This is a genomic window from Bradyrhizobium guangdongense (assembly GCF_004114975.1).
Lineage (GTDB): Bacteria > Pseudomonadota > Alphaproteobacteria > Rhizobiales > Xanthobacteraceae > Bradyrhizobium > Bradyrhizobium guangdongense.
Genome location: NZ_CP030051.1, coordinates 5452189 through 5477977, shown reverse-complemented (window position 1 = coordinate 5477977; position 25789 = coordinate 5452189). Strand labels below are relative to the sequence as shown.

19 protein-coding genes are annotated in these 25789 nt (G+C 64.3%); 11 read left to right on the top strand and 8 right to left on the bottom strand.

What is annotated here, in order from left to right:
* Positions 1–149: 149 nt before the first annotated feature.
* The 4 genes from X265_RS26190 (at position 150) to X265_RS26175 (ending at position 8696) form a co-directional block, all read left to right on the top strand.
* A complete protein-coding gene (locus tag X265_RS26190; RefSeq protein ID WP_128967442.1) occupies positions 150–1844 on the top strand; it encodes a methyl-accepting chemotaxis protein in 1695 nt (564 codons plus the stop codon).
* Between the two features lie 233 nt (positions 1845–2077).
* Complete coding sequence (locus X265_RS26185; protein WP_244659282.1) at positions 2078–4174, top strand: methyl-accepting chemotaxis protein; 2097 nt, start codon at positions 2078–2080, stop codon at positions 4172–4174.
* Positions 4175–4333: 159 nt separating this feature from the next.
* The gene (locus X265_RS26180) at positions 4334–7513 is read left to right on the top strand and encodes an efflux RND transporter permease subunit (protein ID WP_128967441.1); all 3180 of its coding nucleotides are present in this window, start codon (positions 4334–4336) and stop codon (positions 7511–7513) included.
* Entirely contained in the window at positions 7500–8696 is a 1197-nt protein-coding gene (locus X265_RS26175; RefSeq protein ID WP_128967440.1) for an efflux RND transporter periplasmic adaptor subunit, read from the top strand. Before X265_RS26180 ends, X265_RS26175 begins: the two co-directional genes overlap by 14 nt.
* A 136-nt stretch (positions 8697–8832) precedes the next feature.
* Here X265_RS26175 and X265_RS26170 read toward each other — a convergent pair whose 3' ends face one another.
* Complete coding sequence (locus tag X265_RS26170) at positions 8833–10350, bottom strand: acetyl-CoA acetyltransferase (protein WP_128967439.1); 1518 nt, start codon at positions 10348–10350, stop codon at positions 8833–8835.
* 116 nt (positions 10351–10466) lie between these two features.
* Positions 10467–11600, bottom strand: a complete 1134-nt coding sequence (locus tag X265_RS26165; RefSeq protein WP_128967438.1) for a nitronate monooxygenase — start codon at positions 11598–11600, stop codon at positions 10467–10469.
* A gap of 274 nt (positions 11601–11874) precedes the next feature.
* On the opposite strand from X265_RS26165, the gene yghU reads away from it, so the two are divergent.
* On the top strand, positions 11875–12750 hold the full coding sequence (yghU, locus tag X265_RS26160; RefSeq protein ID WP_128967437.1) for a glutathione-dependent disulfide-bond oxidoreductase: 876 nt from the start codon (positions 11875–11877) through the stop codon (positions 12748–12750).
* A 50-nt stretch (positions 12751–12800) separates the two neighbouring features.
* On the opposite strand, the gene X265_RS26155 is transcribed toward yghU, so the two are convergent.
* From X265_RS26155 to X265_RS26145, 3 genes are all read right to left on the bottom strand, one after another.
* On the bottom strand, positions 12801–14078 hold the full coding sequence (locus X265_RS26155; protein WP_128967436.1) for an acyl-CoA dehydrogenase family protein: 1278 nt from the start codon (positions 14076–14078) through the stop codon (positions 12801–12803).
* A 291-nt stretch (positions 14079–14369) separates the two neighbouring features.
* Positions 14370–14750, bottom strand: a complete 381-nt coding sequence (locus tag X265_RS26150; protein WP_128967435.1) for a VOC family protein — start codon at positions 14748–14750, stop codon at positions 14370–14372.
* Positions 14751–14778: 28 nt separating this feature from the next.
* Positions 14779–15558: an SDR family NAD(P)-dependent oxidoreductase gene (locus tag X265_RS26145; protein WP_128967434.1), complete on the bottom strand. Its 780-nt coding sequence runs from the start codon at positions 15556–15558 to the stop codon at positions 14779–14781.
* A gap of 167 nt (positions 15559–15725) precedes the next feature.
* Between X265_RS26145 and X265_RS26140 the strand changes: the two genes are divergently transcribed.
* From X265_RS26140 to X265_RS26130, 3 genes are read left to right on the top strand one after another with little or no spacing between them, the layout of a single operon-like run.
* On the top strand, positions 15726–16514 hold the full coding sequence (locus tag X265_RS26140) for an enoyl-CoA hydratase/isomerase (protein WP_128967433.1): 789 nt from the start codon (positions 15726–15728) through the stop codon (positions 16512–16514).
* Positions 16511–17497: a phosphotransferase family protein gene (locus tag X265_RS26135; RefSeq protein WP_128967432.1), complete on the top strand. Its 987-nt coding sequence runs from the start codon at positions 16511–16513 to the stop codon at positions 17495–17497. Before X265_RS26140 ends, X265_RS26135 begins: the two co-directional genes overlap by 4 nt.
* 3 nt (positions 17498–17500) lie before the next feature.
* Positions 17501–17878 carry a DUF6285 domain-containing protein gene (locus tag X265_RS26130; protein WP_128967431.1) on the top strand — a complete coding sequence of 126 codons (378 nt, stop codon included), beginning with the start codon at positions 17501–17503 and terminating at the stop codon, positions 17876–17878.
* Positions 17879–18013: 135 nt separating this feature from the next.
* Here the strand turns inward: X265_RS26130 and X265_RS26125 are convergent, their stop codons facing one another.
* Positions 18014–18793 carry an enoyl-CoA hydratase-related protein gene (locus X265_RS26125; protein WP_128967430.1) on the bottom strand — a complete coding sequence of 260 codons (780 nt, stop codon included), beginning with the start codon at positions 18791–18793 and terminating at the stop codon, positions 18014–18016.
* 211 nt (positions 18794–19004) lie between these two features.
* Here X265_RS26125 and X265_RS26120 point away from each other — a divergent pair, with 211 nt between their 5' ends.
* A complete protein-coding gene (locus X265_RS26120; RefSeq protein WP_128967429.1) occupies positions 19005–20279 on the top strand; it encodes an acyl-CoA dehydrogenase family protein in 1275 nt (424 codons plus the stop codon).
* Positions 20280–20452: 173 nt separating this feature from the next.
* Here X265_RS26120 and X265_RS26115 read toward each other — a convergent pair whose 3' ends face one another.
* A complete protein-coding gene (locus tag X265_RS26115) occupies positions 20453–22030 on the bottom strand; it encodes a fatty acid--CoA ligase (protein ID WP_128967428.1) in 1578 nt (525 codons plus the stop codon).
* A gap of 140 nt (positions 22031–22170) precedes the next feature.
* Positions 22171–23043 carry an SDR family oxidoreductase gene (locus X265_RS26110; protein ID WP_128967427.1) on the bottom strand — a complete coding sequence of 291 codons (873 nt, stop codon included), beginning with the start codon at positions 23041–23043 and terminating at the stop codon, positions 22171–22173.
* A gap of 105 nt (positions 23044–23148) precedes the next feature.
* Here X265_RS26110 and X265_RS26105 point away from each other — a divergent pair, with 105 nt between their 5' ends.
* Positions 23149–23958, top strand: a complete 810-nt coding sequence (locus X265_RS26105) for a crotonase/enoyl-CoA hydratase family protein (RefSeq protein ID WP_128967426.1) — start codon at positions 23149–23151, stop codon at positions 23956–23958.
* A gap of 95 nt (positions 23959–24053) precedes the next feature.
* Complete coding sequence (locus X265_RS26100; protein ID WP_128967425.1) at positions 24054–25598, top strand: acyl-CoA synthetase; 1545 nt, start codon at positions 24054–24056, stop codon at positions 25596–25598.
* Positions 25599–25789 lie beyond the last annotated feature (191 nt).

Genomic DNA, 25789 nt, shown 5'->3' with positions numbered 1-25789 from the left:
ACGTAGGATCGTGGAGGCCCTCCGTAAACTTACGTAGGGCCGGCTTTCATCGTTAGTTAAATTCGATTTACGAGAATTGCATCAGACGACTCGAATAGCGGCCGTCCGAATTGGAATGAATCCATAGTCCGTTCGTTTGGAGGCCTTTGATGCGCAAGAATTTTCCCGTCACCGACGTCGAATATCCGGTGAGCGACGAGACGCTGATCGTCTCCCGCACCGATCTCAAGGGCAAGCTGACCTATTTCAACGACGACTTCATCGCGGCTGCCGGCTTCTCGTCGGCGGAACTGATGGGCCAGCCGCATAACATCGTTCGTCATCCCGACATGCCGCCGGAGGCATTCGACAATCTCTGGGACACGCTGAAGGCCGGCAAGCCGTGGCTCGGCGCGGTGAAGAACCGCCGCAAGAACGGCGACTTCTACTGGGTGCTGGCAACCGCGTCACCGATGCGCGAGAACGGTCAGGTCAAGGGGTACACCTCGATCCGGACCAAGCTGCCGGCCGACCAGCGCAGGCTCGCCGAAGAGGTTTACGCAGCGATCCGCGAGAAGAAGCCGCATGGCTATCGGATCGATGGCGGCATCATCCGCCGTCGTTCCTGGCTTGACGGCTTTTCCATCTTCACCAGGACGCTGAAGGCGCGCCTCGTGACGATGCTGGCGCTTCAGACGCTGTTCATGCTGGCGCTGTGTGTCGTCGGGGTGCTGTCCGCCGCGGGTTCGACCAGTCTGATCCTGTCGCTACTGGCCGTCGCGGGCGTGGGCATCGGCGGCTTCGCCGGCCTTGCGACCATGCGGGCGATCCAGGGACCGATGCAGCACCTCAACGAAACCTTGGTCAACCTGGTCCAGGACAAGCTCGACAATCGCATCGTGATCAAACGCGACGACGAGATCGGCGAGGCACTGCGCAACCTTCAGACCGTGCAGACCATCATCCGCTTCAGCCGCGACGAGGTGCAGGCGGTGCAACGCCGTGCCGATGCCCAGCGCAAAGCCGAGATGACGAAGCTCGCCAACGGCTTCGAGGCCGCGATCGGCGAAATCGTCGAGACCGTCTCGTCAGCCGCAACCGAGCTTGAAGCTTCCGCTTCGACCCTGTCCTCGACCGCGGGCCGCGCGCAGGAATTGTCGGTCGCCGTTGCGGCAGGTTCCGAAGAGGCTTCCGCCAACGTTCATTCGGTGGCGACGGCCGCCGAGGAGATGTCGTCGTCGGTGCGCGAAATCAGCCGGCAGGTCCAGGACTCATCCCGGATTGCGAGCGAAGCGGTCAACCAAGCCCACGCCACCACCGACCGTGTCAGCGAATTGTCACGGGCTGCAGCGCGAATTGGCGATGTCGTCGAGCTGATCAACGCCATCGCCGGCCAGACCAATCTCCTCGCCCTCAACGCCACGATTGAAGCGGCCCGTGCGGGCGAGGCCGGTCGTGGTTTCGCCGTCGTCGCTTCCGAGGTCAAGGCGCTCGCCGAGCAGACCGCCAAGGCGACCGGCGAAATCGGCCAGCAGGTCGGCGGCATCCAGTCCGCGACCCAGGAGTCGGTGAGCGCCATCAGCGAAATCAGCGGCACCATCGCGCGCCTGGCGGAGATCTCCGCGGCGATCGCGGCGGCCGTGGAGCAGCAGGGCGCGGCCACCCAGGAGATCGCCCGCAACGTCCAGCAGGCCGCTCAAGGCACCCAGCAGGTCTCGTCGAATGTCGGAGATGTTCAGCGCGGCGCCTCCGAGACCGGTTCGGCGTCGTCGCAGGTGCTGTCAGCGGCGCAGATGTTGTCGCGTGACAGCAACCGCCTCAAGCTCGAGGTCGGCAAGTTCCTGAACTCCGTGCGCGCGGCGTAGCGGCGCGCACGACCGGACGTCAAGGTGGCGATCGCTCCGATCGCCGCCATCGTTGTGCTTTGACCGGCGCGCGGTCGACAACCATTCGATAATCATACAATCCGATGAAATCAGGCGCGGAGTTGAAACCCCGACGATCTTTGATGTGAGACAACTAGGTGTTGTGAAAGCCGGTTATTGCTTCCACCCAGCTGCCTGTTCGACAGCAGCGCTCAGGAGAGGGGAAGCTGGCCGTGCGCGTGCGAATTGGAACGATCCTGCCTCTGATTGTCTCGGCGCTTGCGCTGATGGGAGTGGCCGCCACCGCTTTCACGGCCGTTCGGGCCTATCATAGCCGAGAGGAGGCGCACGCCTTCGTCGAGCTCAACGGCATCTCGCAGCAATTGCTGCGAAGCGCCGGGCAATGGGCGCTCGAAAGGGGAATGACGAACGCGGCGCTGAACGCGCCCGAGACCATCGCTGAGGATCGCCGTGCCGATATCGGCCGGATCCGCGCGGAGTCCGACCGGTCGTTCCGCGATGCTGCACGGCGCCTGCGCAGCCTGCCCGCCATGCAAATCGCCGAACCTCGCATCGCCGAGGCCGAACGCGCGCTTCAGAACATCGAGAGCCTGCGGCAAAAGGTCGACGCCGAACTCGCCAAGCCGGGGACCGGGCGCGATCCTGCCATTGTCAGCGCGCTCGTTCCGGCCCTGACCGGCCTCATCGAGACCGCGGCTCACCGGTTGCGGCTCACCTTGGAGACGTTGACCGATGCTCCGTCGCCGGCGATGACGCGGTTTGTGGGGCTTCGCCATCTCACCGCGGAAATGGCCGAGAATGCCGGCCGCGAGCGGGCCTTTCTCGGAGGCTTGATCAGCGCCCGCGCAAAACTCACCGCCGACGGCATCGGCTTGATGTCCGGATTCCGTGGCCATGTCGAGCTTGCCTGGAACACGATCTCTCCCATTGCCCAGCGCGCCGATATTTCGGCCGATCTCGCTCAAGCGATAAAGGACGTCGAGCAGAAGTACTTCCGCCTCTATGGCTCGCTGCGCGCCGACGTGATCAAGGATGGCAAGGCCGGTGAATACAAGATCAGTGGCAACGACTACGTGGCGAGCGCGACCAGCGCCATCAACGCGATCCTGCAGCTCGGGCAGGCCATTGCCGCGGACGCTGACCGGGAGGCTGCGGGACTTGCCGCAAGCAGCAGCTTCAACCTGGAAGTCAGCGGCGGCATTCTCGTTGCGAACATTGCTCTTTCACTGCTCAGCTTCTGGGTCGCGTTCGCACGGATATCGCGCCCGCTCTCCGCGCTGACGAGCGCCATGGGCGAACTTGCCGCCGGCAATTTTGCCCTCGTGCTGCCCGGCCTCGGCCGCAACGACGAGATCGGGGACATGGCGCACGCGGTCGAACTGTTCAAGGTCAAGGCGGAAGAGAAGGCGCGCATGGAGGGGGAGGCGAAGATCAGGCAGGATCAGATCGCGACCGCGCAGCGCAAGGCAGACATGCACCGGCTTGCCGGTCAATTCGAGACGGCCATCGGCGAGATCGTCGATACGGTCTCCTCGGCTTCGACCGAGCTCGAGGCCTCCGCCGGCACTTTGAACAGCACCGCCGGCCGCGCCATGGAGTTGGCCGTAGTGGTCACCTCCGCCTCGGACGAGGCTTCCTCCAATGTGCAATCGGTCGCCTCGGCGACCGAGCAGCTCTCGTCGTCGGTCAACGAGATCAGCCGGCGGGTGCAGGATCAGGCTCGGATGGCCAACGACGCCGTTGGCCAGGCTGGGCGGACCAACGACAGGATCGGTGAATTGTCGAAAGCGGCCGCCAGGATAGGTGACGTCATCGAGCTGATCGACCAGATCGCTGGCCAGACCAATCTCCTGGCTCTCAACGCCACGATCGAGGCGGCGCGAGCCGGTGAGGCCGGCCGGGGCTTTGCGGTGGTCGCCTCCGAGGTGAAAGCGCTCGCCGAGCAGACCGCCAGGGCCACCAGCGAGATCTCGCAGCAAATCACCGACATGCAAGCGGCCACCCAGGAATCCGTCGGCGCGATCCGGGACATCGGAGGCTCGATTGCGAACCTCTCCGAGATCGCCTCGGCTATCGCGGCGGCCGTCGAGGAGCAGGGCGCAGCGACCCAGGAGATCGCGCGCAACGTGCAGCAGGCGGCCAAGGGAACGCAGCAGGTGTCATCCAATGTCGGCAACGTCCAGCGTGGCGCCGCCGAGACGGGTTCGGCTTCGTCTCAGGTCCTGTCCGCGGCACAGATGCTGTCCCGCGACTCCAATCGCCTCAAGCTCGAGGTCGGCAAGTTCCTCGATACGGTCCGCGCCGCGTGAGGGGTGCGGCCGCATGGCTGCGATGTAAATCTTGCAGTGCGGTAGCAGGGAAGTGAATGCGCGACGATTAGCGTTTCCGGCGGTGCTCGGGTAAAGGGAAAGCGGGATCGCCGTGGGGGCGGATTCCGTATTCTCGCTTGACCTGGATTTGCCTGGCGCATGATTGCTCTGGTCCGTATTGCCCTGAGCCGGCCCTATACGTTTGTCGTGCTCGCGCTTCTGCTGCTGATCATCGGACCGCTCGCGGCGCTGCGGACGCCGACCGACATCTTTCCGGACATCCGCATCCCCGTCATCGGAGTAGTGTGGCAATACACCGGCCTGCCGCCCGACCAGATGTCCGGCCGTATCACCACGCCGTTCCAGCGCGCGCTGACGACGACCGTCAACGACATCGAGCATATCACCGCCAATTCCTATAACGGCTTTGGCATCATCAAGATCTTCTTCCAGCCGAACGTCGACATCCGCACCGCCAACGCGCAGGTCACGGCGATCTCGCAGACGCTGATCAAGCAGATGCCGCCGGGGGCGACGCCGCCCTTGATCCTGAACTACTCCGCTTCGACGGTGCCGATCATCCAGGTGGCGCTGTCGGGCGATGGCCTGACCGAGCAGAACCTCGCCGACATCGGCATCAACCAGCTCCGCACGCCGCTCGTCACCGTTCCGGGGGCTGCGATTCCTTATCCGTTCGGCGGTAAGCAGCGCCAGGTCCAGATCGACCTCGATCCCACCGCACTGCAGGCCCGCGGCCTGTCAGGCCAGGACGTCGCCAACGCGCTCGCGGCGCAAAACCTGATCACGCCGGTCGGCACCCAGAAGATCGGCCAGTTCGAATACAACATCCAGCTCAACAACTCGCCGCTGAGGATCGACGAGCTCGGCAACCTCCCGATCAGGACCGTCAACGGTGCCATGGTCTATGTGCGTGACGTCGCCAGCGTCCGCGACGGCAATCCGCCTCAGACCAACATCGTTCATGTCGACGGCAACCGCTCGGTGCTGATGATGGTGCTGAAGGCAGGCGCGACCTCGACGCTCGATATCATCGCCGGCATCAAGCAGAAGGTGATCGACGTCAAGGACCAGATGCCCGACGCGCTCAAGATCGGTTTCATCGGCGATCAGTCGGTGTTCGTTCGCGGCGCGATCGAGGGCGTCGCCTTCGAGGGCGTGATCGCGGCGCTGCTCACCAGCGTCATGATCCTGCTGTTCCTCGGCAGCTGGCGCTCGACCATCATCATCGCGGTTTCGATCCCGCTCTCGGTGCTGGGGGCCATCATCATGCTGTCGGCGATCGGCGAGACGCTGAACATCATGACGCTCGGCGGGTTGGCTCTGGCGGTCGGCATCCTCGTGGATGACGCCACGGTCACCATCGAGAACATCAACTATCATCTGGAGCAGGGTAAGCCGGTCGAACAGTCGATCCTCGACGGCGCCAACCAGATCGTGACGCCGGCCTTCGTCTCGCTGCTCTGCATCTGCATCGTGTTCGTGCCGATGTTCTTCCTCACCGGGGTTGCGCGCTTCCTGTTCGTGCCGATGGCGGAAGCGGTGATGTTCGCGATGATCTGGTCGTTCATCCTGTCGCGCACGCTCGTGCCGACCATGGCGAACTATCTGTTGCAGGCTCACGTCCATCATCAGGGCGAGCCGCCGAAGTCGCGCAACCCGCTGGTCTGGTTCCAGCGCGGCTTCGAGGCGCGGTTCGAGCGCATCCGCGGCGGCTACCGCGGCCTGCTCGGGCTCGCGCTGGCGCATCGCGCGGTATTCGCGATCGGCTTCATCTGCGTGGTCGGCGCCTCCTTCGCGCTGGTACCGTTCCTCGGGCGCAACTTCTTTCCGTCGGTCGACGCCGGCAACATCCTGATGCATGTCCGCACCCAGGTCGGCACCCGCGTCGAGGAGACTGCAAACCAGCTCGCCGACGTGCAGAAGGCCGTGCGCAGGCTGATTCCGGGCGAGATCGAGACCATGACCGACAACATCGGCATGCCGATCTCCGGCATCAACATGACCTACAACAATACGGGTGTGATCGGCCCGCAGGATGGTGACATCCAGATCAAGCTCAGGGAAGGCCACAAGCCGACCGAAGAGCACGTGAAGGTGTTGCGTGAGCAGCTGCCGCGACTGTTTCCCGGCGTCAGCTTCGCGTTCCTCCCTGCCGACATCGTCAGCCAGATCCTGAACTTCGGTGCGCCGGCGCCGATCGACCTGCAGATCCGCGGCGCCAATCTCGGCGCCAACTTCGCTTATGCCAACAAGCTGCTGGCCAAGGTTCGCAAGGTCCCGGGCATCGCCGATGCACGCATCCAGCAGTCGCCGAACGCGCCGACGTTCAACATCGATGTCGACCGCACCCGTGCGCAATATGTCGGCCTGACCGAGCGCGACGTCACCAACAGTCTCGTGGTCAATCTCGCTGGCTCTTCGCAGGTGGCGCCGACCTACTACCTCAACCCCGATAACGGCGTGTCCTATTCGATCGTGATGCAGACGCCGCAATATCAGATCGATTCGCTCAGCGCGCTGCAGACGCTGCCGATCACCGCATCCGGCAATTCGCAGTCGCCCATCCTCGGCGGCATCGCCGACATCAAGCGCTCGACCTCGAGCGCGGTGGTGTCGCAATACGACATCCAGTCGATGGTGCAGATCTTTGCGACCACCTCGGGGCGCGACCTCGGCGCGGTGTCCAACGACATCCGCCAGGTGATCGCCGAGACCGCGAAGGAGGTGCCGAAGGGGTCTTCGGTAGTGCTGCTCGGCCAGGTGCAGACCATGAATAGCGCCTTCACCGGCCTCTTGTTCGGCCTGCTGGGTGCCGTCGTGCTGATCTACTTCTTGATCGTCGTGAACTTCCAGTCCTGGTCCGATCCGTTCGTGATCATCACCGCGTTGCCGGCCGCGCTGGCCGGAATCGTCTGGATGCTGTTCACGACGCAGACGACGCTTTCAGTGCCGGCGCTGACTGGCGCCATCATGTGCATGGGCGTTGCCACCGCCAACAGCGTTCTCGTCATCGCCTTCGCGCGCGAGCGCTACGAAGAGCTCGGCGACCCCATCGCGGCCGCGCTCGAAGCCGGCTTCGTCCGGTTTCGCCCGGTGCTGATGACCGCACTCGCCATGATCATCGGCATGGCGCCGATGGCGCTGGGGTTGGGCGAGGGCGGCGAGCAGAATGCGCCGCTCGGCCGCGCCGTGATCGGCGGCCTGATCTTTGCAACCTTCGCCACGCTGATGTTTGTTCCCGTGGTGTTCAGTATGGTACACAAGAAACAAGGCGCCAAAGCCGCCGCCGCATTGGAGACCTCGCATGTCGCCCACTGAATCCCGCGCCCCGGTGTCGCACCGGAAACTGGGCATCTTCGGCGTGGTGGCGCTGATCGCGGCTGGCCTCGTCGTGGGCACCGGCATCCGTGCTCGCGAGGAGCAGGGCTCCAAGCTGAAGGAATGGACCGACGATCAGGCCGTTCCCAGCGTCGCGGTGACGCAGCCGAGCGCCAAGGCCCTCGACGCCACCATCGATCTGCCGGGTCGCCTGGAAGCCTATTATCGCGCACCGATCTTCGCCCGCGTCTCGGGTTACCTGAAGAGCTGGAGCGCGGACATCGGCGCGCGGGTGAAGGCAGGGCAGGTGATCGCCGAGATCGAGGCGCCTGACCTCGACCAGCAGCTCTTGCAGGCCCGCGCCGACCTCGCCAGCCAGCAGGCGAGCGCAAGATTGTCGGAGGCAACGCTGAACCGGCGCAAGACGCTGGTCGCGTCCAACTTCGTCTCCGCGCAGGAGATCGACGAGCGCACCGCCGACCTTTCCAACAAGAACGCGGCCGTCAATTCCGGCAAGGCCAATGTCGAGCGGCTGGAGGCGCTGGCGGGTTACAAGAAGATCACTGCGCCGTTCGACGGCGTCGTGACCGCACGCGACACCGACGTCGGCGCGCTGATCAATGCGGGCGGCGGCTCGGGGCCGGCCATGTTCGTGATCTCCGACATCACCAAGCTGCGCGTCTACGTCAACGTTCCCCAGAACTACGTGCCGGCGATCAAGATCGGCGCCAAGGCCACGATTACGTTGCCCGAATATCCGAACCGCACTTTCCCGGCCACGGTGGAAGCGTCCTCGCAAGCCGTCGACGTCGCCTCAGGCACCACGCGCATGCAGCTTGGTCTGGACAATTCCAGCGGTGAGTTGATGCCGGGCGGTTATGCCAGTGTGAAGCTGAATCTCCAGCGCGACGCCGCGCCGCTCAGCATTCCCGCGAGCGCCCTGATCTTCAACGGCAGCGGCCTGCGCGTCGCGACCGTCGGCGCGGACGACAAGGTTCAGTTCAAGACCGTGACTATCGCCCGCGATCTCGGCCGCGAGATCGAGCTCGCCTCGGGCATTGCGCCGGGCGACCGCGTCATCACCGCCCCGCCGGATGGACTCTCCGACGGCGACCTGGTGCGCGTGGTCGGTGCAGGCGGGAAGCCGGCGACGGCGTCGGAGAAGCAGGCGCCGAAGGGGTAGCGCAGTCTTGTAGGGTGGGCAGATGCGCGCTTGCGCCGTGCCCACGTCGTCTCACCAAAGAGGCGGGACGTGGGCACGCTTCGCTTTGCTCACCCTACGAGAGCTTTCGCGGAGGCGTCGGGAATACGAGAGGATGTTACGCCACCCGCCACTCCGGCACGTCATCGGCGGCCATCGTGATCTCGCCGAGCGAGCCGACCGGCGTGCGGTTCATGTCGAGCAGGTGTGCCAGCGTCGCACTGTCGTGGGCATGAATCCGCCCAAGCGTGCGTCGATCATCCTCGGTGCGCAGCATCACCACGCCGTGCTCGACATCGCCGCCACGGCCATAGAGCACGGTGAAGCTCTCGACCTTGCCCTTACCCGAAGCCTCCGGGACGAACTCCGGCACGGCGCGCTTATTGCGGTCGGCCTCGGCCTGCACGCTGGTCTCCTGCGCCATCGCCTCGCGCGGCGGCGTCTTCGCAACCACCAGCGCATGGTGCTTGGTAACGAAACCGCCCTGGCCGTACAGCAGGCCGAGCCTGGCGCCCCCGCGCAGGCGCCGCACCATCGCGCAGGCCGCATGGGTCATGTAGCTGTTGAGCGGCGCACCGAAGAAAGTGAGGCCTCCGGCGATGGTGGGCTGCACCTCGGCGGAAAGACCCAGCGTCCGCCGGGCCATCTTCGGCACGCAGGGGAAGCAGCTATAGAGCTCGATCGCATCGAACTTTTTGCCGTCGCCACCTACGAGATTCATCACGGCCGTCAGCACCGCGTTCTGCGGATGGCTCTCGTAGAACTGGTCGCGCAGGAGATAGTCGGCCGGGTCCTCGGCTGATGCCCCACCGAGCGGATAGACCAGCTTGTCTTCCGAGATGCCGAGCGCACGCGCCTTGGCGAGGCTGGTGAGCAGTAGCGCGCCGCTCATGTTGACGCTCGGGTTGGCCACCATCAGCTTGTTGTAGGGCCACGCGATCAGGCGGTTGTCGGTGCTTGGCGTCGTGATCTCCTCCGGTGCATAGCGCCGCTTCAGCCAGGCGTTGGGATTTTGTGCGGCTGCCTCCGAATAGCGCGACCACAGCGTTCCTGATTCCGCCATCGCCTCGCGCGGCGTCTGGCCCCAATGTGCGGAGGAGGCGGCTTCATAGAACGGATAGACCGTGACGGGCCGGAACACGCCTAGCTTGATGGCGAGCGGCTTCTGAAACGCCGCACCGCGCTTGGGCTCCGCGACATCGTGCGCGAACGGCGTCCACGGCAGCTTGACGCCGGCGCGATCGGCTTTCGTCACCGTCGACTGCGCCTCGGCGCCGCAGACCGCCGCGACCGTGCATTCGCCTCGGGCGATGCGCTTTGCCGCCTCATGGATGTAGCGGATCGGAGTCTCGCCGCCCACCGGGCCGTAGTAGCAATGCGCAGGCTGGATCCCGAGACGCTGCGCCAGAAGCTTCTCCGGATCGCGATAACGCCAGCTCAGGAAATTGACGACGTCGAGCGATTGGACCTCGGCGAGCAGCTTGGCGCCGGCATCTTGTTCGGCGCGCCGCAGCGCCTGCTCCAGCAGATCGAGCGGTTCGAGTCCCTCGGTGATCTCCTTCGGGCGGTCGACGATCTCGCCGATGCCGACGATGACGGGGATACGGTCTTCGGGGGTGTTGGTCTTGTCGGTCATTCTTTGATTCACGATGTCGGTTGTTTCGTCATTGCGAGTGCAGTGAAGCAATCCAGAATCCTTGTGCAGAGGCAGCCTGGATCGCTTCGCTGCGCGCGCAATGACGAGGAGGGGTATTACTCCGCCACCAGCGCATTCATGTGCTCGACTGCTTCGGCAAACTCTTCCTTAAACTCCTGCACCACGGCGCCCGCAGATTTCACGCTGTCGATCAGGCCGACGCCCTGGCCGACGAAATAGCTGACGAGATCGCGCGCTCTGGCATTGCCGCTCGCAGCGGCACGGTCGATCGAGTTGAAGGCATCGCGGCTGATGATGCTCTGCAGCGGCATCGGCAGCGCGCCCGGACTTTCCGGCGCGCGGTCCCAGGCGTCGGTCCAGACCGAGCGCAGCTGCCGTGCCGGTTTTCCGGTGCGGCCCTTCGAGCGTATCGCATCGCGCGAGGACGCCGCGATCATCTTCTCGCGGAAGATCTCGGTGGTCTCGGACTCGACGGTGGCAAGCCACACCGATCCGGTCCAGGCGCCGGCCGCGCCCATCGCCATGCAGGCTGCCATCTGCCGGCCCGTCATGATGCCGCCGGCCGCCAGCACCGGCACGTCGCGAATCGGCTTGATGGCCTTGATCACCTCCGGCACCAGCACCATGGTGGAGACTTCGCCGCAATGGCCTCCGGCTTCGGTGCCCTGCACCACGAGGATGTCGACGCCGGCCGCGACCTGGCGCAGCGCGTGCTCCTTGGCGCCGACCAGCGCTGCAACGGGGACGTCGTGCTTTTTGCCCATCTCGATCATCGCCTTCGGCGGCACGCCGAGTGCATTTGCGATCAGCCGGATCGGATGATTGAACGACACGTCGAGCAGCTCCAGTGCCGTCTTGGCGTCGAACGGTTGCGGCTGGTCGGCGGCGACCTCGGTCGTCGTCAGCTCGATATCGTATTTCTTCAGGAGCTCGCGCGTGTAGTCGCGGTGGGCCTGCGGCACGCGCGCCTCCAGGCTTTTCCAGGTGACGTCTTTCTCGCCCGAGGTCGAGATGTTCTCCGGGATCAGCACGTCGATGCCGTATGGCTTGCCATCGACGTGATCGTCGATCCATTTCAGCTCGCGTTCGAGTGTCTCGGGCGTATGCACGGTCGCGCCCAGCACGCCGAAACCGCCGGCGCGGCTGACGGCGGCAACGACGTCGCGGCAATGGCTGAAGGCGAGCAACGGGAACTCGATCCCCAGCATGCCGCAGATCGGCGATTTCATGTTTCTCTCCCTGCGGCCTTCGCGTTGCTCTTCTCTTGTTTTGCTGTGCGAGGGCCGTTCGACGCTAACCCTTCGTTGCCTGTGATGCCACGCCGGATTCGGGCGAGCATCTTGCGCGCAGGCGTTGCGCCGTGCGCCTGCAGGATGGCGCGGGTCAGCCCGGATGCATGACGCCGCCCTGAGGCCCGCGTGGGACGCAGAGCCGGCGGGGCTTGCCATCGGCCATTGTCGGGCTAATTAATGCACGCGCATCTTTCTGCCGGAGCCCTTCGCAATGACCGACGCCCCTGCCTACGAGCCGCCTAAGGTCTGGACCTGGAACAAGGAGAATGGCGGGCAGTTCGCCAGCATCAACCGGCCGATCGCCGGCCCCACTCATGACAAGGAGCTGCCGGTCGGCAAGCATCCCCTCCAGCTGTATTCGCTGGCGACGCCGAACGGGGTCAAGGTCACGGTCATGCTGGAGGAACTGCTGGCGCTCGGCCACAAGGGCGCCGAGTACGACGCCTGGCTGATCAAGATCGGCAACGGCGACCAGTTCGGCAGCGGTTTTGTCGACATCAACCCGAACTCGAAAATCCCGGCTTTGATGGATCGCTCAGGCCCGGAGCCGATCCGTGTGTTCGAATCCGGCTCGATCCTGTTCTACCTCGCCGAAAAGTTCGGCGCCTTCCTGCCCAAGGACATCAAGACCCGCACCGAGGCGATGTCCTGGCTGTTCTGGCAGATGGGCAGCGCGCCCTATCTCGGCGGCGGCTTCGGCCATTTCTACGCCTACGCGCCCTTCAAGATCGAATACGCCATCGATCGCTTCGCGATGGAGGTCAAGCGCCAGCTCGATGTGCTCGATCGCCGCCTGGCCGACAACGAGTATCTTGCGGGCAAGGACTACACGATCGCCGACATGGCGGTGTGGCCGTGGTATGGCGCGCTCGCCAAGGGGCTGGTCTATGGCGCCGGCGAGTTTTTGTCGGTGCAGGACTACAAGAACGTGCAGCGCTGGACCGACCAGATCGCGCAGCGTCCGGCCGTGAAGCGCGGCCGCATGGTCAACCGCGTCTCCGGCGATCCCGCCAGCCAGCTCCACGAGCGGCACGATGCGAGCGACTTCGAGACGAAGACGCAGGACAAGATCGCGCCGGCGACCTAGGTTTCTGCTTCGCCTCTCCCCGCAAGCGGGGAGAGGCGAAAGTGGAAGGCTCAAGCCATGCTCAGCTCGTGGCGACCGACCACCATCCAGTGCACCTCGTCCGGACCATCGGCAAAACGCAGATGGCGCACGTCCTGGTACATCTCGGCGAGCGGAGTCCAGTGCGAGATGCCCGTGGCACCGTGCATCTGGATCGCCTGGTCGATGATCTTGCAGGCCCGTTCCGGCACCATGGCCTTGACCATGGAGACCCAGACGCGGGCCTCCTTGTTGCCGAGCACGTCCATCGCCTTGGCCGCCTTCAGCACCATCAGCCGCATCGCCTCGATCTCGCAGCGGGCCTGCGCGATGATCTGCATGTTTCCGCCGAGATGGGCGATCTTCTTGCCGAAGGCTTCGCGGGTGAGGCCGCGTTGCACCATCAGATCGAGCGCCTTCTCGGCCTTGCCGATGGTGCGCATGCAGTGATGGATGCGGCCCGGGCCGAGGCGGAGCTGGGAGATCTCGAAGCCGCGGCCTTCGCCGAGCAGCATGTTCTCCTTCGGCACGCGCACATTGTTGAAGCGCATATGCATGTGACCGCGCGGGGCGTGGTCCTGGCCGAACACATACATCGGCCCGAGCACCTCGACGCCGGGCGTGTCGCGCGGCACCAGGATCTGCGACTGCTGCTTGCTGGGCGCCGCATCCGGATTGGTCTTCACCATCACGATGAGGATCTTGCACCGGGGATCGCCGAGACCCGAGATGTAGTATTTCTCGCCGTTGATCACCCACTCGTCGCCGACGAGTTTTGCCGTGGTCGAGATGTTCTTGGCGTCGGAAGAAGCGACGTTCGGTTCGGTCATGACGTAGGCCGAGCGGATCTCGCCGTTGAGCAGCGGCTTCAGCCACTTCTCCTTCTGCTCCTTGGTGCCGACGCGTTCCAGCACTTCCATGTTGCCGGTGTCGGGCGCCGAGCAGTTCATGGTCTCGGACGCCAGCGGGCTCTTGCCGAGCTCGGCGGCGATATAGGCGTAATCGAGGTTCTTCAGGCCCTGGCCGGTCTCGTCATCGGGCAGGAAGAAATTCCAGAGGCCTTCCTGCTTGGCCTTGTTCTTGGCCTTCTCCAGCACCTCGAGCTGCTTCGGCGTGAAGCTCCAGCGATCCTCCTTGCCTTCGCCCGCCTTGGCGAATTCGATCGACATCGGTTCGACGGTATCGCGGATGAATTTCTTGACGTGATCGTAGAGCGGTCGGACCTGCTCCGACATCCTGAGATCGTTGAGCTCGTCGCCGGGATTGAGGGTGTAATTGGTGGTGCGGGGAATGTAGGTGTGTTTTGTCATTGTTCCTCCCGGGGACGTCAGAGATCGTATTGGCCGGGAGAATAATCGCAGCGCCCGGAAAGTGCGAGCGCGTATTTTTTTAGCGGCCATGCCATGCGATGGAATATCGCGACGGCGTTTGAAATGTTGTTTGAATGGTGCTGGAGCAAGCGGCAGCGGCGTGCCTCACACTCCGCTGTCAACGCCCGGCGAAGACCGGGCGATCCAGTATTCCGAGACGTCAGCGGTGGTCTGAGAGGCCGCGGCGTATTGGATTCCCGCTTTCGCGGGGAATGACGGCGGAGGATGTGGCTAGCTCGGCATCCGATGCATCGCACAAATCTTGTTGCCATCGAGGTCGCGCAAATAGGCGAGATACATTTTGACGCCCGAGCCTTCGCGCACGCCGGGCGGATCCTCGATCGGCGTTCCGCCGGCCGCGATGCCGGCCGCATGCCACGCCTCGACCTGCTCCGGCGAATTGGCCGCAAAACCGATGGTGCCGCCGTTCGCGCACGTCGCCGGTTCGCCGTTGATGGGCTTCGATACCGAGAACACACCGGTCTTGGTGATGTAGAAGATGCGATGGCCGTCGACCCTGGCCGGTCGCACGTCGAGCGTGCCGAGCAGCTTGTCGTAGAACGTCTTTGCCTTGTCGAGATTGTTGGTACCGATCATGACATGTGAGAACATCTTGCCCCTCCTTTGATGATTGTCGAACTCAAAACGCCGTATAGCCGCCATCGATCACGAACGTGTCCGCGGTGTGATACGACGAGGCCTTGCTCATCAGATACACGGCGATGCCGCCGAAATCGGATGCCTCGCCGAAGCGGCGCATCGGAATCCGCGGCATCACGTTGGTGACGAATTTCTCGTTGGCCATCAGCCCCGATGTCATGTCGCTCTTGATCCAGCCGGGCAGGATCGCATTGGCGGTGACGCCGTGGCGAGCCAGCTCGACGCCGAGCGCGCGCACCAGCGCGTTGATGGCGGCCTTCGTCGCGGCATAGTGCTCGTTGCGCGCGGTGCCGAAGATCGACGCGAGGCTCGAGGTGGCCACGAGCCGGCCGAAACGGTCGCCGGCATTGGCGCGCTCGGTCATGTGCTTCGCGGCCGCTTGAAAAGCGTGGAATACGCCGTCGAGATTGGTCGCAAACATCGTGCGCCATTCCTCCTCGGTGCGCTCGATGAAGGAACGCCGTCCACCGCCGCCGATGCCCGCGTTGGCAAAGCAGCCGTCGACCCGGCCGAAGATATCCAGCGTGGCCTTCATCGCCGCATTGACCGAGGCCGGATCGGTGACGTCGCAGACGCGCGCATCGACCTTTCCAGGCAGGCCCGCAATGCTCGCGGCAGCAGCCTTGTTCTTGTCAGCATTGCGGCCCCAGATCGAGACGTTGCAGCCCTGGCCCGCGAGGGCCTGCGCGATGCCGAGCCCGATGCCGCCATTGCCGCCGGTGATCACGGCAACGCGGCCGGAGAGGTCGAAAAGGTTCATGGCGCGTTTCCTGTTTTGGCGCGAATGCGCATCAGCCGCTGCGCGCAAGATTGCTTGCTATGCTCCGATCACCATGGACAAGAGCGCGCCAAAAATCAAATATGCGGCCCGGCAAGACGAAATTCCGGCCTGCGAAACTGACGCTCGCCGCAACCAACGAGGAAACCATGCAGTTCAAACACGTCACGCTCGATTTCGATGGGGCTGTCGCGGTCCTCAAGCTCGACCATCAGGAGGTGATGAACGCGGTCTCCGTGGACATGCTGGGCGGTCTGGCCGAGGCGCTCGACGCGATCGAGGAGAGAAGGGACGAGGTGCGCAGCGTCGTGCTGACCGGCGCGGGCCGTGCGTTCTGCACGGGCGCCAATCTGCAAGGTCGCAACAACCAGTCGAAGAAGACCAAGGCCGGCCTGACGCTGGAGACGGGCTTTCATCCGTTCCTGCGCCGCATCCGCAATCTGCACTGTCCCATCGTCACTGCGGTGAACGGTCCGGCCGCCGGTGCGGGCATGAGCTTCGCGCTGCTCGGGGACATGATCCTGTGCGCGCGTTCTTCTTACTTCCTCCAGGCCTTCCGCCGCATCGGTCTCGTGCCGGATTGCGGCTCGACCTGGCTGTTGCCGCGCCTCGTCGGCCGCGCGCGCTCGATCGAATTGTCCCTGATGGGCGAGCGGCTGCCGGCCGAGAAGGCGCTGGAATGGGGGCTCGTCAACCGCGTCTATGACGATGGCGTGTTGATGGAGGAGGCGATGAAGCTCGCACGCGAGCTCGCCTCCGGACCGACGGTCGCGCTGTCGCTGATCCGCAAGCTCTATTGGGACAGCCCCGAAAATTCCTTCGAGGATCAGCTCAACCTCGAATTCCAGTGCCAGCTCCGCGCCGGCGACACCCAGGATTTTCGCGAAGGCGTCGGTGCGTTCCTGGAGAAGCGGCCCGCGCAGTTCAAAGGCAAATGATCGAGGCCGAACTTTCACGCAGCGTCGTGCGGTGGTGCAAGGGCGCGACCGGCGTCGCCGGTGCGGAAAAACTGTCCGGCGGCGCCAGCCAGGAGACCTGGCGCTTTGACATCGTGCATCCTGATGGCGTGATCGGCGCGATTCTGCGCCGCTCGCCGAAGGGCTATGGCGCTGCGCCCACGCGCGCCGCGGGGCTTGCCGCGGAGGCGCAGCTGATGCAGCTCGCTTATGAGGCCGGCGTGCCGTCGCCGCGCGTGATGCATGTGCTGACGCCGGAAGATGATCTCGGCACCGGCTTCATCATGCAGCGGGTCGAAGGCGAAACCATCGCGCGCAAGATTCTTCGCGATGACGAGTTCGCGGCGGCACGGCCGCTGCTTGCGCGACAGATCGGCGGCATTCTCGCGGGCCTCCATCAACTGCCGCAGGATAAACTGCCCGAGTTGCGCAATCGCGGCGCCACGCAGGAGATCTCCGATTTCGAGCGCGACTATCGCAGCCTGAACTGGCCAAAGCCCGTGTTCGAGCTGGCGCTACGCTGGCTGCGCGACCACGATCCCGGCCCCTCCGCCGAGACGACACTGGTGCATGGCGATTTCCGCAACGGCAATCTCATTGTCGGCCCCGATGGTGTTCGTGCCGTGCTCGACTGGGAACTGGCCCATCTCGGCGACCCCATGGAGGATCTCGGGTGGGTCTGCGTCAATTCGTGGCGTTTCGGCGAGATCGACAAGCCCGTCGGCGGCTTTGGCGCACGCGAGGAATTGTTCGAGGGCTATGAAGCGGTCGGCCGCAAGGTCGATCCGGCGCGCGTCAAATTCTGGGAAGTGATGGGCACGCTGCGCTGGGGCATCATGTGCGGCGGCATGATGCAGCGGTTCCGCGAGGGGCCTGATCATTCGATGGAGCGTGCCATGATCGGCCGCCGCGCCAGCGAGACCGAAATCGATCTGTTGCGGCTGCTGGCGCCGCGCGGGAGCTGACCCATGCAGGACGAACCGACGCCGATCGAGCTGACCAAGGCGGTCGCCGATTTCTTGCGCAACGACATCGCGCCGCTGATCTCAGGCCATCAGGCTTTCAAGCTGCGCGTCGCCGTCAACATCCTCGATCTCGTCACGCGGCAGCTGACGCTGGAGGAGGGGAGCGATGCTGCGGAAGTCGAGCGCCTGCGGACGCTGCTCGGGATGGACGGATCGGTGACGGAGCTCAACCGTGTCCTCGCCGATCGCATCGCCAAAGGCCAGGTTGACCTCGCAACGCCGGGTCTCGCCGAGCATCTGTGGGCGACCACGATGGATAAGCTCGCGGTCGATCAGCCGAACTACGCGTCATACAAAAGGGAGCTGGGGCGCAGAGTGTAGGCGGGCGCCACGCTCTCCGCCGTCATTCCGGGGCGTCGCGTAGCGACGAGCCCGGAATCCATTCATCCACCGTTCCTGAGGTACGATGGATTCCGGGCTCGCGCCCAAGCGGGCGCGCCCCGGAATGACAGAGGCCTACCTCCCAACCCATTTGGGTGGCCGCTTCTCGGAGAACGCTTTCGGGCCCTCGATGTAATCCTGCGAGGCCACCATCGCCTTCACCGCGGGATACTCGCGCTGTTCCTCGATCGCCTGCTCCAGCGACACTGCGAGGCCCTTCCGGATGGTCTGCTTGGACGCCCGGATCGACATCGGCGAATTCCTGGTGATCATCTCCGCCCAGCGCAGCGCGGCCGCGAGCGCCTCGCCCTGCGGCACCACCTCGTTGACGAAGCCGAGCTCGAAACCCTCCTTGGCGCTGACGTGACGCGCGGTAAGGATCATGCCCATGGCGCGCTTCAGCCCGATCTGCCGCGGCAGTCGGTGCAGGCCGCCGGCGAGCGCGGCAAGTCCGACGCGTGGCTCGGGCAGTGCGAAGGTCGCGTTCTCCGAGGCAATGATGAGGTCGCAGGCGAGCGCAATCTCGAAGCCGCCGCCCATGGCAACGCCGTTCACCGCGGCGATGATCGGCTTGTCGCAGTCGAAGCGCGCGGTGAGGCCGGCGAAGCCGCCCTTGTCCCAGCCGCGTTTTCCTCCCGCCGCCTGCCACTTCAGATCATTGCCGGCGCAGAACGCCTTGTCGCCAGCGCCGGTGACGACCGCGACCCATTGCTCTGGATCGGAGGAAAAATCGTCGAACACCTTGTTGAGCTCGAAATGCGCATCGATGTGCATCGCGTTATAGACCTCGGGCCGCGACAGCGTCACGATCGTGATCGGTCCCTTGCGTTCCACCTTCGAGAATTTCAGCTCCATCGCGTGCTCCCGCATTTTCTCGTCAAGGAGTATTGGGGCCATACTACCCCGCGAAGGCGCCGGCGCGCCATCGAATTGCGCGGGTGCGCTTTGCGCCTCGCGACTCTCGGCTTGCTTGACTTGCGCGGGCTCTTCTCACCTTATTCGTGCAAAGCAGGGACGCGCCTAGCGCCTCAACGCAAAACGACAAAAATCAATCCGGGAGAGAGCCGTGGATTTCTCATTGCCTGCCGATCTCGTCGCATACCTCGGAGAGCTCGACCGTTTCATCGAACGCGAGATCAAGCCGCTGGAAGAGGCCGACGACAACATCCGCTTCTTCGATCATCGCCGCGAATGGGCCCGTACCGATTTCGAGAATGGCGGCCTGCCGCGGCACGAATGGGAAGCGTTGCTGCGGAAGGCCAAGGATCTCGCCGATGCCGCCGGCCACCTGCGCTTTCCGGTGCCGAAGCAATATGGCGGCAAGGACGGCTCCAACCTCTGGATGGCCGTGATCCGCGAACATTTTGCGGCCAAGGGCCTCGGCCTGCACAATGACCTGCAGAACGAACACTCGGTCGTCGGCAATTTCCCTGTCGTCACGATGCTCGATCGCTACGGCCGCGACGACCAGAAGGCGATGATCGACGGTTCCATCAGGGGCAAGTACCGCATCACCTTCGGCCTCACCGAACCGCATCACGGCTCGGATGCCACCCACATGGAGACGCGTGCGGTGCCGGCGACCCGCGACAACCTCAAGGGCTGGATCATCAATGGCGAGAAGATGTGGACGACGGGCATGCACGTCGCCACGCATTGCGCACTGTTCGCGCGCACCTCCGGCAACGACGGCGATGCCCGCGGCATCACCTGCTTCCTGGTGCCGGCGAAGACGCCCGGCGTGAAGGTCGAGGAATATATGTGGACCTTCAACATGCCGACCGATCACCCCCGCGTCAGCTTTACGGACGTGTTCGTGCCCGAGGATGCGCAGTTCGGCGACGTCGGCCGCGGCCTGTCGCTGGCGCAATGCTTTGTCCACCAGAACCGCATCCGCCAGGCCGCGAGCTCGCTCGGCGCGGCCGTCTACTGCATCAACGAGAGTGTCAAATATGCGCGCGAGCGCAAGCCGTTCGGCAGGGCGCTCGCCGAGAACCAGGCGATCCAGTTCCCGCTCGTCGAGCTTGCCACGCAGGCGGAGATGCTGCGCCTGTTGATCCGCAAGACCGCCTGGGAGATGGACCAGCTCACCGAGGAGCAGATCGAGCGCACGCTCTCCGACCGCATCTCGATGTGCAATTACTGGGCAAACCGCCTCTGCTGCGAATCCGCCGACCGCGCCATGCAGGTCCACGGCGGCATGGGCTATTCGCGCCACAAGCCGTTCGAGCATATCTACCGGCATCATCGGCGCTACCGCATCACCGAAGGCAGCGAGGAGATCCAGATGCGGAAAGTCGCGGGATTCCTGTTCGGCTATATGGGGCCGGGGAAGCATTAAACGCGTACCTTTGCCGGCCCTACGGCACCGCTTCTCGCGGTGACAGTCTGGATTGCTTCGTCGCAACGGCTCCTCGCAATGACGGAGGAGAGAGGCGCGCTTCTGCCTCCACACCGTCATTGCGAGCGCAGCGAAGCAATCCAGCAATGTCTCCGTGGAGGATGCTGGATCAACTAGTTCACCCTTCGCTCCTTCCCCGCCCAATGCGGCTCGCGCAACTGGCGCCGCAGGATCTTGCCTGAGGGATTGCGCGGCAGTGCCGGCAGGAACTCGACGCTCTTCGGCGTCTTGTAGCCGGCGATGCGTGTCCGGGTAAAGTTGATGATGTCGGTGGCGCTCGCCTGTTTGCCCGGCTTCATCACCACGACTGCCTTCACGGCTTCGCCCCAGATGTCGTCAGGCACGCCGATCACCGCGGCTTCGGCGACATCAGGATGATCGCATAGCGCGCTCTCGACCTCGGCGGGATAGATGTTCTCGCCGCCGGAGATGATCATGTCCTTGATGCGGTCGTGGATATAGAGATAGCCGTCCTCGTCCATGTAGCCGGCATCGCCGGTACGCAACCAGCCGTCACTGCGGAGCGTCGCGGCCGTCGCCTCCGGCAGATTCCAGTAGCCCGCCATGTTCGAGCCCGAACGCGTGGCGATCTCGCCGACCTGGCGCGGCGGCAGCGGGGTGCCGTCTGCATCAAGAATGGCGATCTCGACCCCCGGCAGCGCCTTGCCGGCCGAGCGCATCCGCTCCAGGCCCTCGACGTGGTCCTCCGGCGGCAGCGCGACGATGGTGCCGGTCGTCTCGGTCATGCCGTACATCTGCACGAAGCCGCACTTGAAGACCTCGATGCACTCCTTCAGCAGCGCCGCCGGAATCGGCGAGGCGCCATAGAGCATGTATTTGAGGCGCGAGAAGTCCATCGACCTGGCGCGCGGCTGCCGCACCACGAATTGCATCGCCGCCGGCACCATGAACAGCTTCGTGATGCCCGACTGCTCGAAGAAATCCAGCACCTTGGTCGGGTCGAACTCGCGCGCAATGACCCCGCGGGCGCCGTGATAAAGTCCCATCACACCCCAACCGGAGCCGCCGATGTGGAAGATCGGCATCGCCACCAGCGAGACGTCGTCGGTCGACCACCGGTTCCACTCCGGCTTGTCCTCGGCGTTTCCGGTCTGCACCAGATTGAGGAAGTTCGCGTGGCTCAGCATCGCGCCCTTCGGCTTGCCCGTCGTCCCCGACGTGTAGAGCTGGATCGCGATGTCCTTGCTGTCGATCGGCACCTTCGGATCATCGCCGCTCTGCGCATCGCGCCAGGCCGTGAAATCCTGCCATTCCGGCGCGCCGCCTTCGGTGGTGATGACGGTGCGCACGCCCGGAAGCTGATCTCTGATCTGGCGAGCCAGTGTAATGAACTCCGGCCCGACGAACAGCACCGGCGCTTGGCAATCCGCGACGATGAAGGCGACCTCGGGCCCGGCGAGCCGCCAGTTCACCGGCGCTATGACCACTCCGGCCTTGATTGCGCCCATCAGGAGCTCGAAATAGATGTCGCTGTTCTTGCCGAGATAGGCGATGCGGTCGCCCTTCTTCACGCCCATGGCGAGAAGCGCATTGGCGACCTTATTGGTCTTGACGTCGAACTCGGCAAAGCTGGTGACGCGGCCTTCGAACTCGTAGGCGATCGCGCTGCCGCGGCTCTTCGCGCGCTCGCGCACCATGTCGGCGAGATCAGCCAATGGCTGTGTGGACATGTTTCCCCCGTGTGGCGTTTTGTTTTTGTGCCGGAGAGTGTGGCGTCATCCGCGCGTGAAGACAAGAAGGGAGAAATCGGCCGCGGCTTCGTGTCCCGGACGCGCTGCAACGCTGCTGCGATGCGTCCGGGCACGAGAGATTACCCCCGCTTCGCCCGATCCTTCTCGTTCTGCGCCATGATGCTCTCGCGCGCGGTTTTCCAGTCGTCGTCGCTCCAGTCGCGCAGTTGATAGAAATTGCCGCCCATCGCGAGCGCCTGGGCGCCGTCCATGGCGATGGTTTCGCCGTTGATCCAGTCGCAGCCGCCGGAGATCAGGAATGTCGCGAGGTTCTGCAGCTCCTCCATGGTGCCGACGCGGCCCATCGGGTTCATCGCCTTGGTGCGCGCGCCGGCCTCGTCACCCGGCTTGATGCGCTTGCTCATGCCCTCGGTCGGGATTTCCCCCGGCGCGATGGTGTTGAGGCGGATACCATAGCGGCCCCATTCGGTGGCGAGCGACATCGTCATGGCGTGGATCGCCGACTTGCTCATGGCCGACGGCACCACATAGGGCGAGCCGTTGCGCACCCAGGTCACCGTGATCGAGACGACATTGCCGGGCTGCTTCAACGCGATCCAGCGCTTGCCGACCGCATGGGTCACGTAGAACGTGCCGTGCATGACGATGTTGGCGACGGCATCGAAGCCGCGCGGCGACAGCTCCTCGGTGCGCGAGATGAAATTGCCGGCGGCGTTGTTGATGAGATCGGTGAGCGGCCCATCGCGAAAGATGGTCTCGACCATCTCCTCGACCGCGAGCGCGTTGCGGATGTCGACCCCATGGCTGGTGACGCGGCCGCCATACTGATCCATCAGCTCGGTCGCGGTCTCGTCGCAGACGATCTTGCGCCGGCCGCAGATGTGCACCTCGGCGCCGAGCTGGAGGAAGCGCGCCGCCATCGACTTGCCGAGCCCGGTGCCGCCGCCAGTCACGAGAATGCGCCGCCCAGCCAGAAGATTTTCCTTGAACATGGCTGTTTCTCCCGTACGGATTGTCAGTTAATTGGTCGATTGACTAAATCCGGCCGACAGCTTTCTGTAAAGCGGCACCGAACAAGAACAGGGGAGAATTCATCCATGGAAGAGCGCGTCTCGATCTCGATTTCGGAAGGCGTCGCCGACGTGCGCTTGGTGCGCGCGGACAAGATGAATGCGCTCGATCAGCCCATGTTCGAGGCCCTTGTTGCGGCAACCGAGCGGCTTTCGAAGGAAAAGGGCGTTCGCGCCGTCGTGCTCTCAGGTGAAGGCCGTGCATTCTGCGCCGGCCTCGACATGGGGCGTTTTGCCGCCATGAAGGAGAAGGGCGGCAATGGAATTCCGGGTGGCGAAAATCGCGATCTCACCAAGCGAACACACGGCCAGGCGAACTTCCCGCAAGCCGCGGTCTGGGGCTGGCGTCAGCTTCCGGTACCGGTGATCGCGGCGGTGCACGGCGTCGCCTTCGGCGGCGGCTTTCAGCTCTCGCTCGGTGCCGACATGCGCTTTCTCTCGGCAGATGCGCGAATGTCGATCATGGAAATCAAATGGGGGCTCGTGCCTGACATGGCGGGAACGCCGATCCTGGCGAGCCTCGTCCGCGACGACATCCTGCGCGATCTCACCTACACCGGCCGCATCTTCTCTGCGCAGGAGGCGATGACGTATGGCCTCGCCACCCGCATCTGCGACGACCCGCGCGCAGCCGCGCTCCAAGCCGCGCGCGAAATCGCCGGCAAGAGTCCCGACGCGATCCGCGCCGCCAAGCGCTTGCTCAATAATCTCTCGGTCGATCCGGGTGGCGCGCTGCTGGCCGAATCCGTCGAGCAGCAGAAGCTGATCGGCAGCGCCAACCAGACCGAGGCGGTGCGCGCCAATCTGGAGAAGCGCGCGCCGAAGTTTGCGGATTGAGCTCGTCATTCCGGGCTTGCGCCTACGGCGCATCCCGGAATGACGAGGGCGGTTGTCGCCGAAGTTCCTAACCGACGAAAGATCGGACAACAACAATGAGCGAAACGTCCACCTTCCTTGGCATTGTCTCCGGCGAACGCGATCGCACTCACGCCGAAGTCGCCAATCGCGCCGATCGTATCGCCTCCGGCCTCGCCAAGATCGGCGTCCGCCAAGGCGACTGCGTCTGCATGCTGATGCGGAACGACATCGCTTTCCTTGAAGCGGCCTACGCCGCGATGCGGCTCGGCGCCTACGGCGTGCCGATCAACTGGCACTTCAAGCCGGAGGAGATCAACTACATCCTTGGCGACACCGGCACATCCGTGCTGATCGGCCATGCCGACATGCTCCACGCCTTGCGCGACGCGATTCCAAAAGGCGTCACCGTGCTCAGCGTGCCGACACCGCCGGAAATCCTCTCCAACTACAAGATCGATCGCGATCATCTGGGGACTCCCGACTTCGCGATCGATTTCGAATCCTGGCTTGCGCAATTCCAGCCCTATGACGGTCCGGTCGTGCCGCAGCCGATGAACATGATCTATACGTCCGGCACGACAGGCCATCCCAAGGGCGTGCGCCGCAACGCGCCGACGCCGGAGCAGCAGGCCGCCGGCGAACGCATGCGCGCGATGATCTACGGCCTCAAGCCCGGTGCCCGAGCGATCCTGCCGGGCCCGCTGTATCATTCCGCGCCGAACTCCTTCGGCATCCGCGCCGGCAAGCTCGGCGGCGCACTGGTGCTGATGCCGCGTTTCGAGGCTGAAGAATTCCTGCAACTGATCGAGCGTTTTGAGATCGATACCATCTTCATGGTGCCGACCATGTTCATCCGCCTGATGAAGCTGCCGGAGGCGGTTCGCAAGAAGTACGACGTCTCATCGTTGCGCCACGTCATCCACGCTGCCGCGCCATGTCCGGCCGACGTCAAGCGCGCCATGATCGAATGGTGGGGGCCCGTGATCTACGAGTTCTACGGCTCGACCGAATCCAGCGCCGTCACCTTCGCAACGTCAGAGGATGCGTTGAAGAAGCCCGGCACTGTCGGCAAGATCTCGCCCGGCGCCGAACTGCGCTTCATCGGCGAAGACGGCCGCGTGCTCGGCGTCGGCGAGATCGGCGAGATCTATTCCCGCATGCCTGCAATGGCCGACTTCACCTACCACAACAAGCCGGAGAAGCGCGCCGAGATCGATCGCGACGGCTTCATCACCTCAGGCGACGTCGGCTATATCGACGAGGACGGCTACGTCTTCATCTGCGACCGCAAGCGCGACATGGTAATCTCCGGCGGCGTCAACATCTATCCGGCCGAGATCGAATCGGTGCTGCATGCCGTGCCGGGGGTGCATGATTGCGCGGTGTTCGGCATCCCCGACGCCGAGTTCGGCGAGGCGCTGATGGCGGTGGTCGAGCCGCAGCCCGGCATTACGCTCGATGCCGCCGAGATCCGTGCAGGACTGAAGACCTCGCTCGCCGACTACAAGGTGCCCAAGCACATCGAGATCCGCGCGGGGCTGCCGCGCGAAGACTCAGGCAAGATTTTCAAGCGCCGCCTGCGGGATCCCTATTGGGAGCAGGCGGGGCGAAAGATCTGAGACCACAATCCTCTCCGCGAACTCTACCGTCATCCTGAGGTGCGCGCCCTTGGGCGCCTCGCAGGATAGGCTGCAAGCGCCCCCGGCCATCCTTCGAGGCTTCGCCTTGCGATGCAGGAGCATCGTAAGGCTCGCACCTCAGGATGACGCCGGTGCTCGTGGTTGAGGTCGTTGGGCCCACGAAAGATAAA

Coding starts and splice junctions, on each gene's coding strand:
- X265_RS26190 (WP_128967442.1), top strand. CDS start 150: ATGCGCAAGAATTTTCCCGTCACCGACGTCGAATATCCGGTGAGCGAC.
- X265_RS26180 (WP_128967441.1), top strand. CDS start 4,334: ATGATTGCTCTGGTCCGTATTGCCCTGAGCCGGCCCTATACGTTTGTC.
- X265_RS26175 (WP_128967440.1), top strand. CDS start 7,500: ATGTCGCCCACTGAATCCCGCGCCCCGGTGTCGCACCGGAAACTGGGC.
- X265_RS26170 (WP_128967439.1), bottom strand. CDS start 10,350: ATGACCGACAAGACCAACACCCCCGAAGACCGTATCCCCGTCATCGTC.
- X265_RS26165 (WP_128967438.1), bottom strand. CDS start 11,600: ATGAAATCGCCGATCTGCGGCATGCTGGGGATCGAGTTCCCGTTGCTC.
- yghU (WP_128967437.1), top strand. CDS start 11,875: ATGACCGACGCCCCTGCCTACGAGCCGCCTAAGGTCTGGACCTGGAAC.
- X265_RS26155 (WP_128967436.1), bottom strand. CDS start 14,078: ATGACAAAACACACCTACATTCCCCGCACCACCAATTACACCCTCAAT.
- X265_RS26150 (WP_128967435.1), bottom strand. CDS start 14,750: ATGTTCTCACATGTCATGATCGGTACCAACAATCTCGACAAGGCAAAG.
- X265_RS26145 (WP_128967434.1), bottom strand. CDS start 15,558: ATGAACCTTTTCGACCTCTCCGGCCGCGTTGCCGTGATCACCGGCGGC.
- X265_RS26140 (WP_128967433.1), top strand. CDS start 15,726: ATGCAGTTCAAACACGTCACGCTCGATTTCGATGGGGCTGTCGCGGTC.
- X265_RS26135 (WP_128967432.1), top strand. CDS start 16,511: ATGATCGAGGCCGAACTTTCACGCAGCGTCGTGCGGTGGTGCAAGGGC.
- X265_RS26130 (WP_128967431.1), top strand. CDS start 17,501: ATGCAGGACGAACCGACGCCGATCGAGCTGACCAAGGCGGTCGCCGAT.
- X265_RS26125 (WP_128967430.1), bottom strand. CDS start 18,793: ATGGAGCTGAAATTCTCGAAGGTGGAACGCAAGGGACCGATCACGATC.
- X265_RS26115 (WP_128967428.1), bottom strand. CDS start 22,030: ATGTCCACACAGCCATTGGCTGATCTCGCCGACATGGTGCGCGAGCGC.
- X265_RS26110 (WP_128967427.1), bottom strand. CDS start 23,043: ATGTTCAAGGAAAATCTTCTGGCTGGGCGGCGCATTCTCGTGACTGGC.
- X265_RS26105 (WP_128967426.1), top strand. CDS start 23,149: ATGGAAGAGCGCGTCTCGATCTCGATTTCGGAAGGCGTCGCCGACGTG.
- X265_RS26100 (WP_128967425.1), top strand. CDS start 24,054: ATGAGCGAAACGTCCACCTTCCTTGGCATTGTCTCCGGCGAACGCGAT.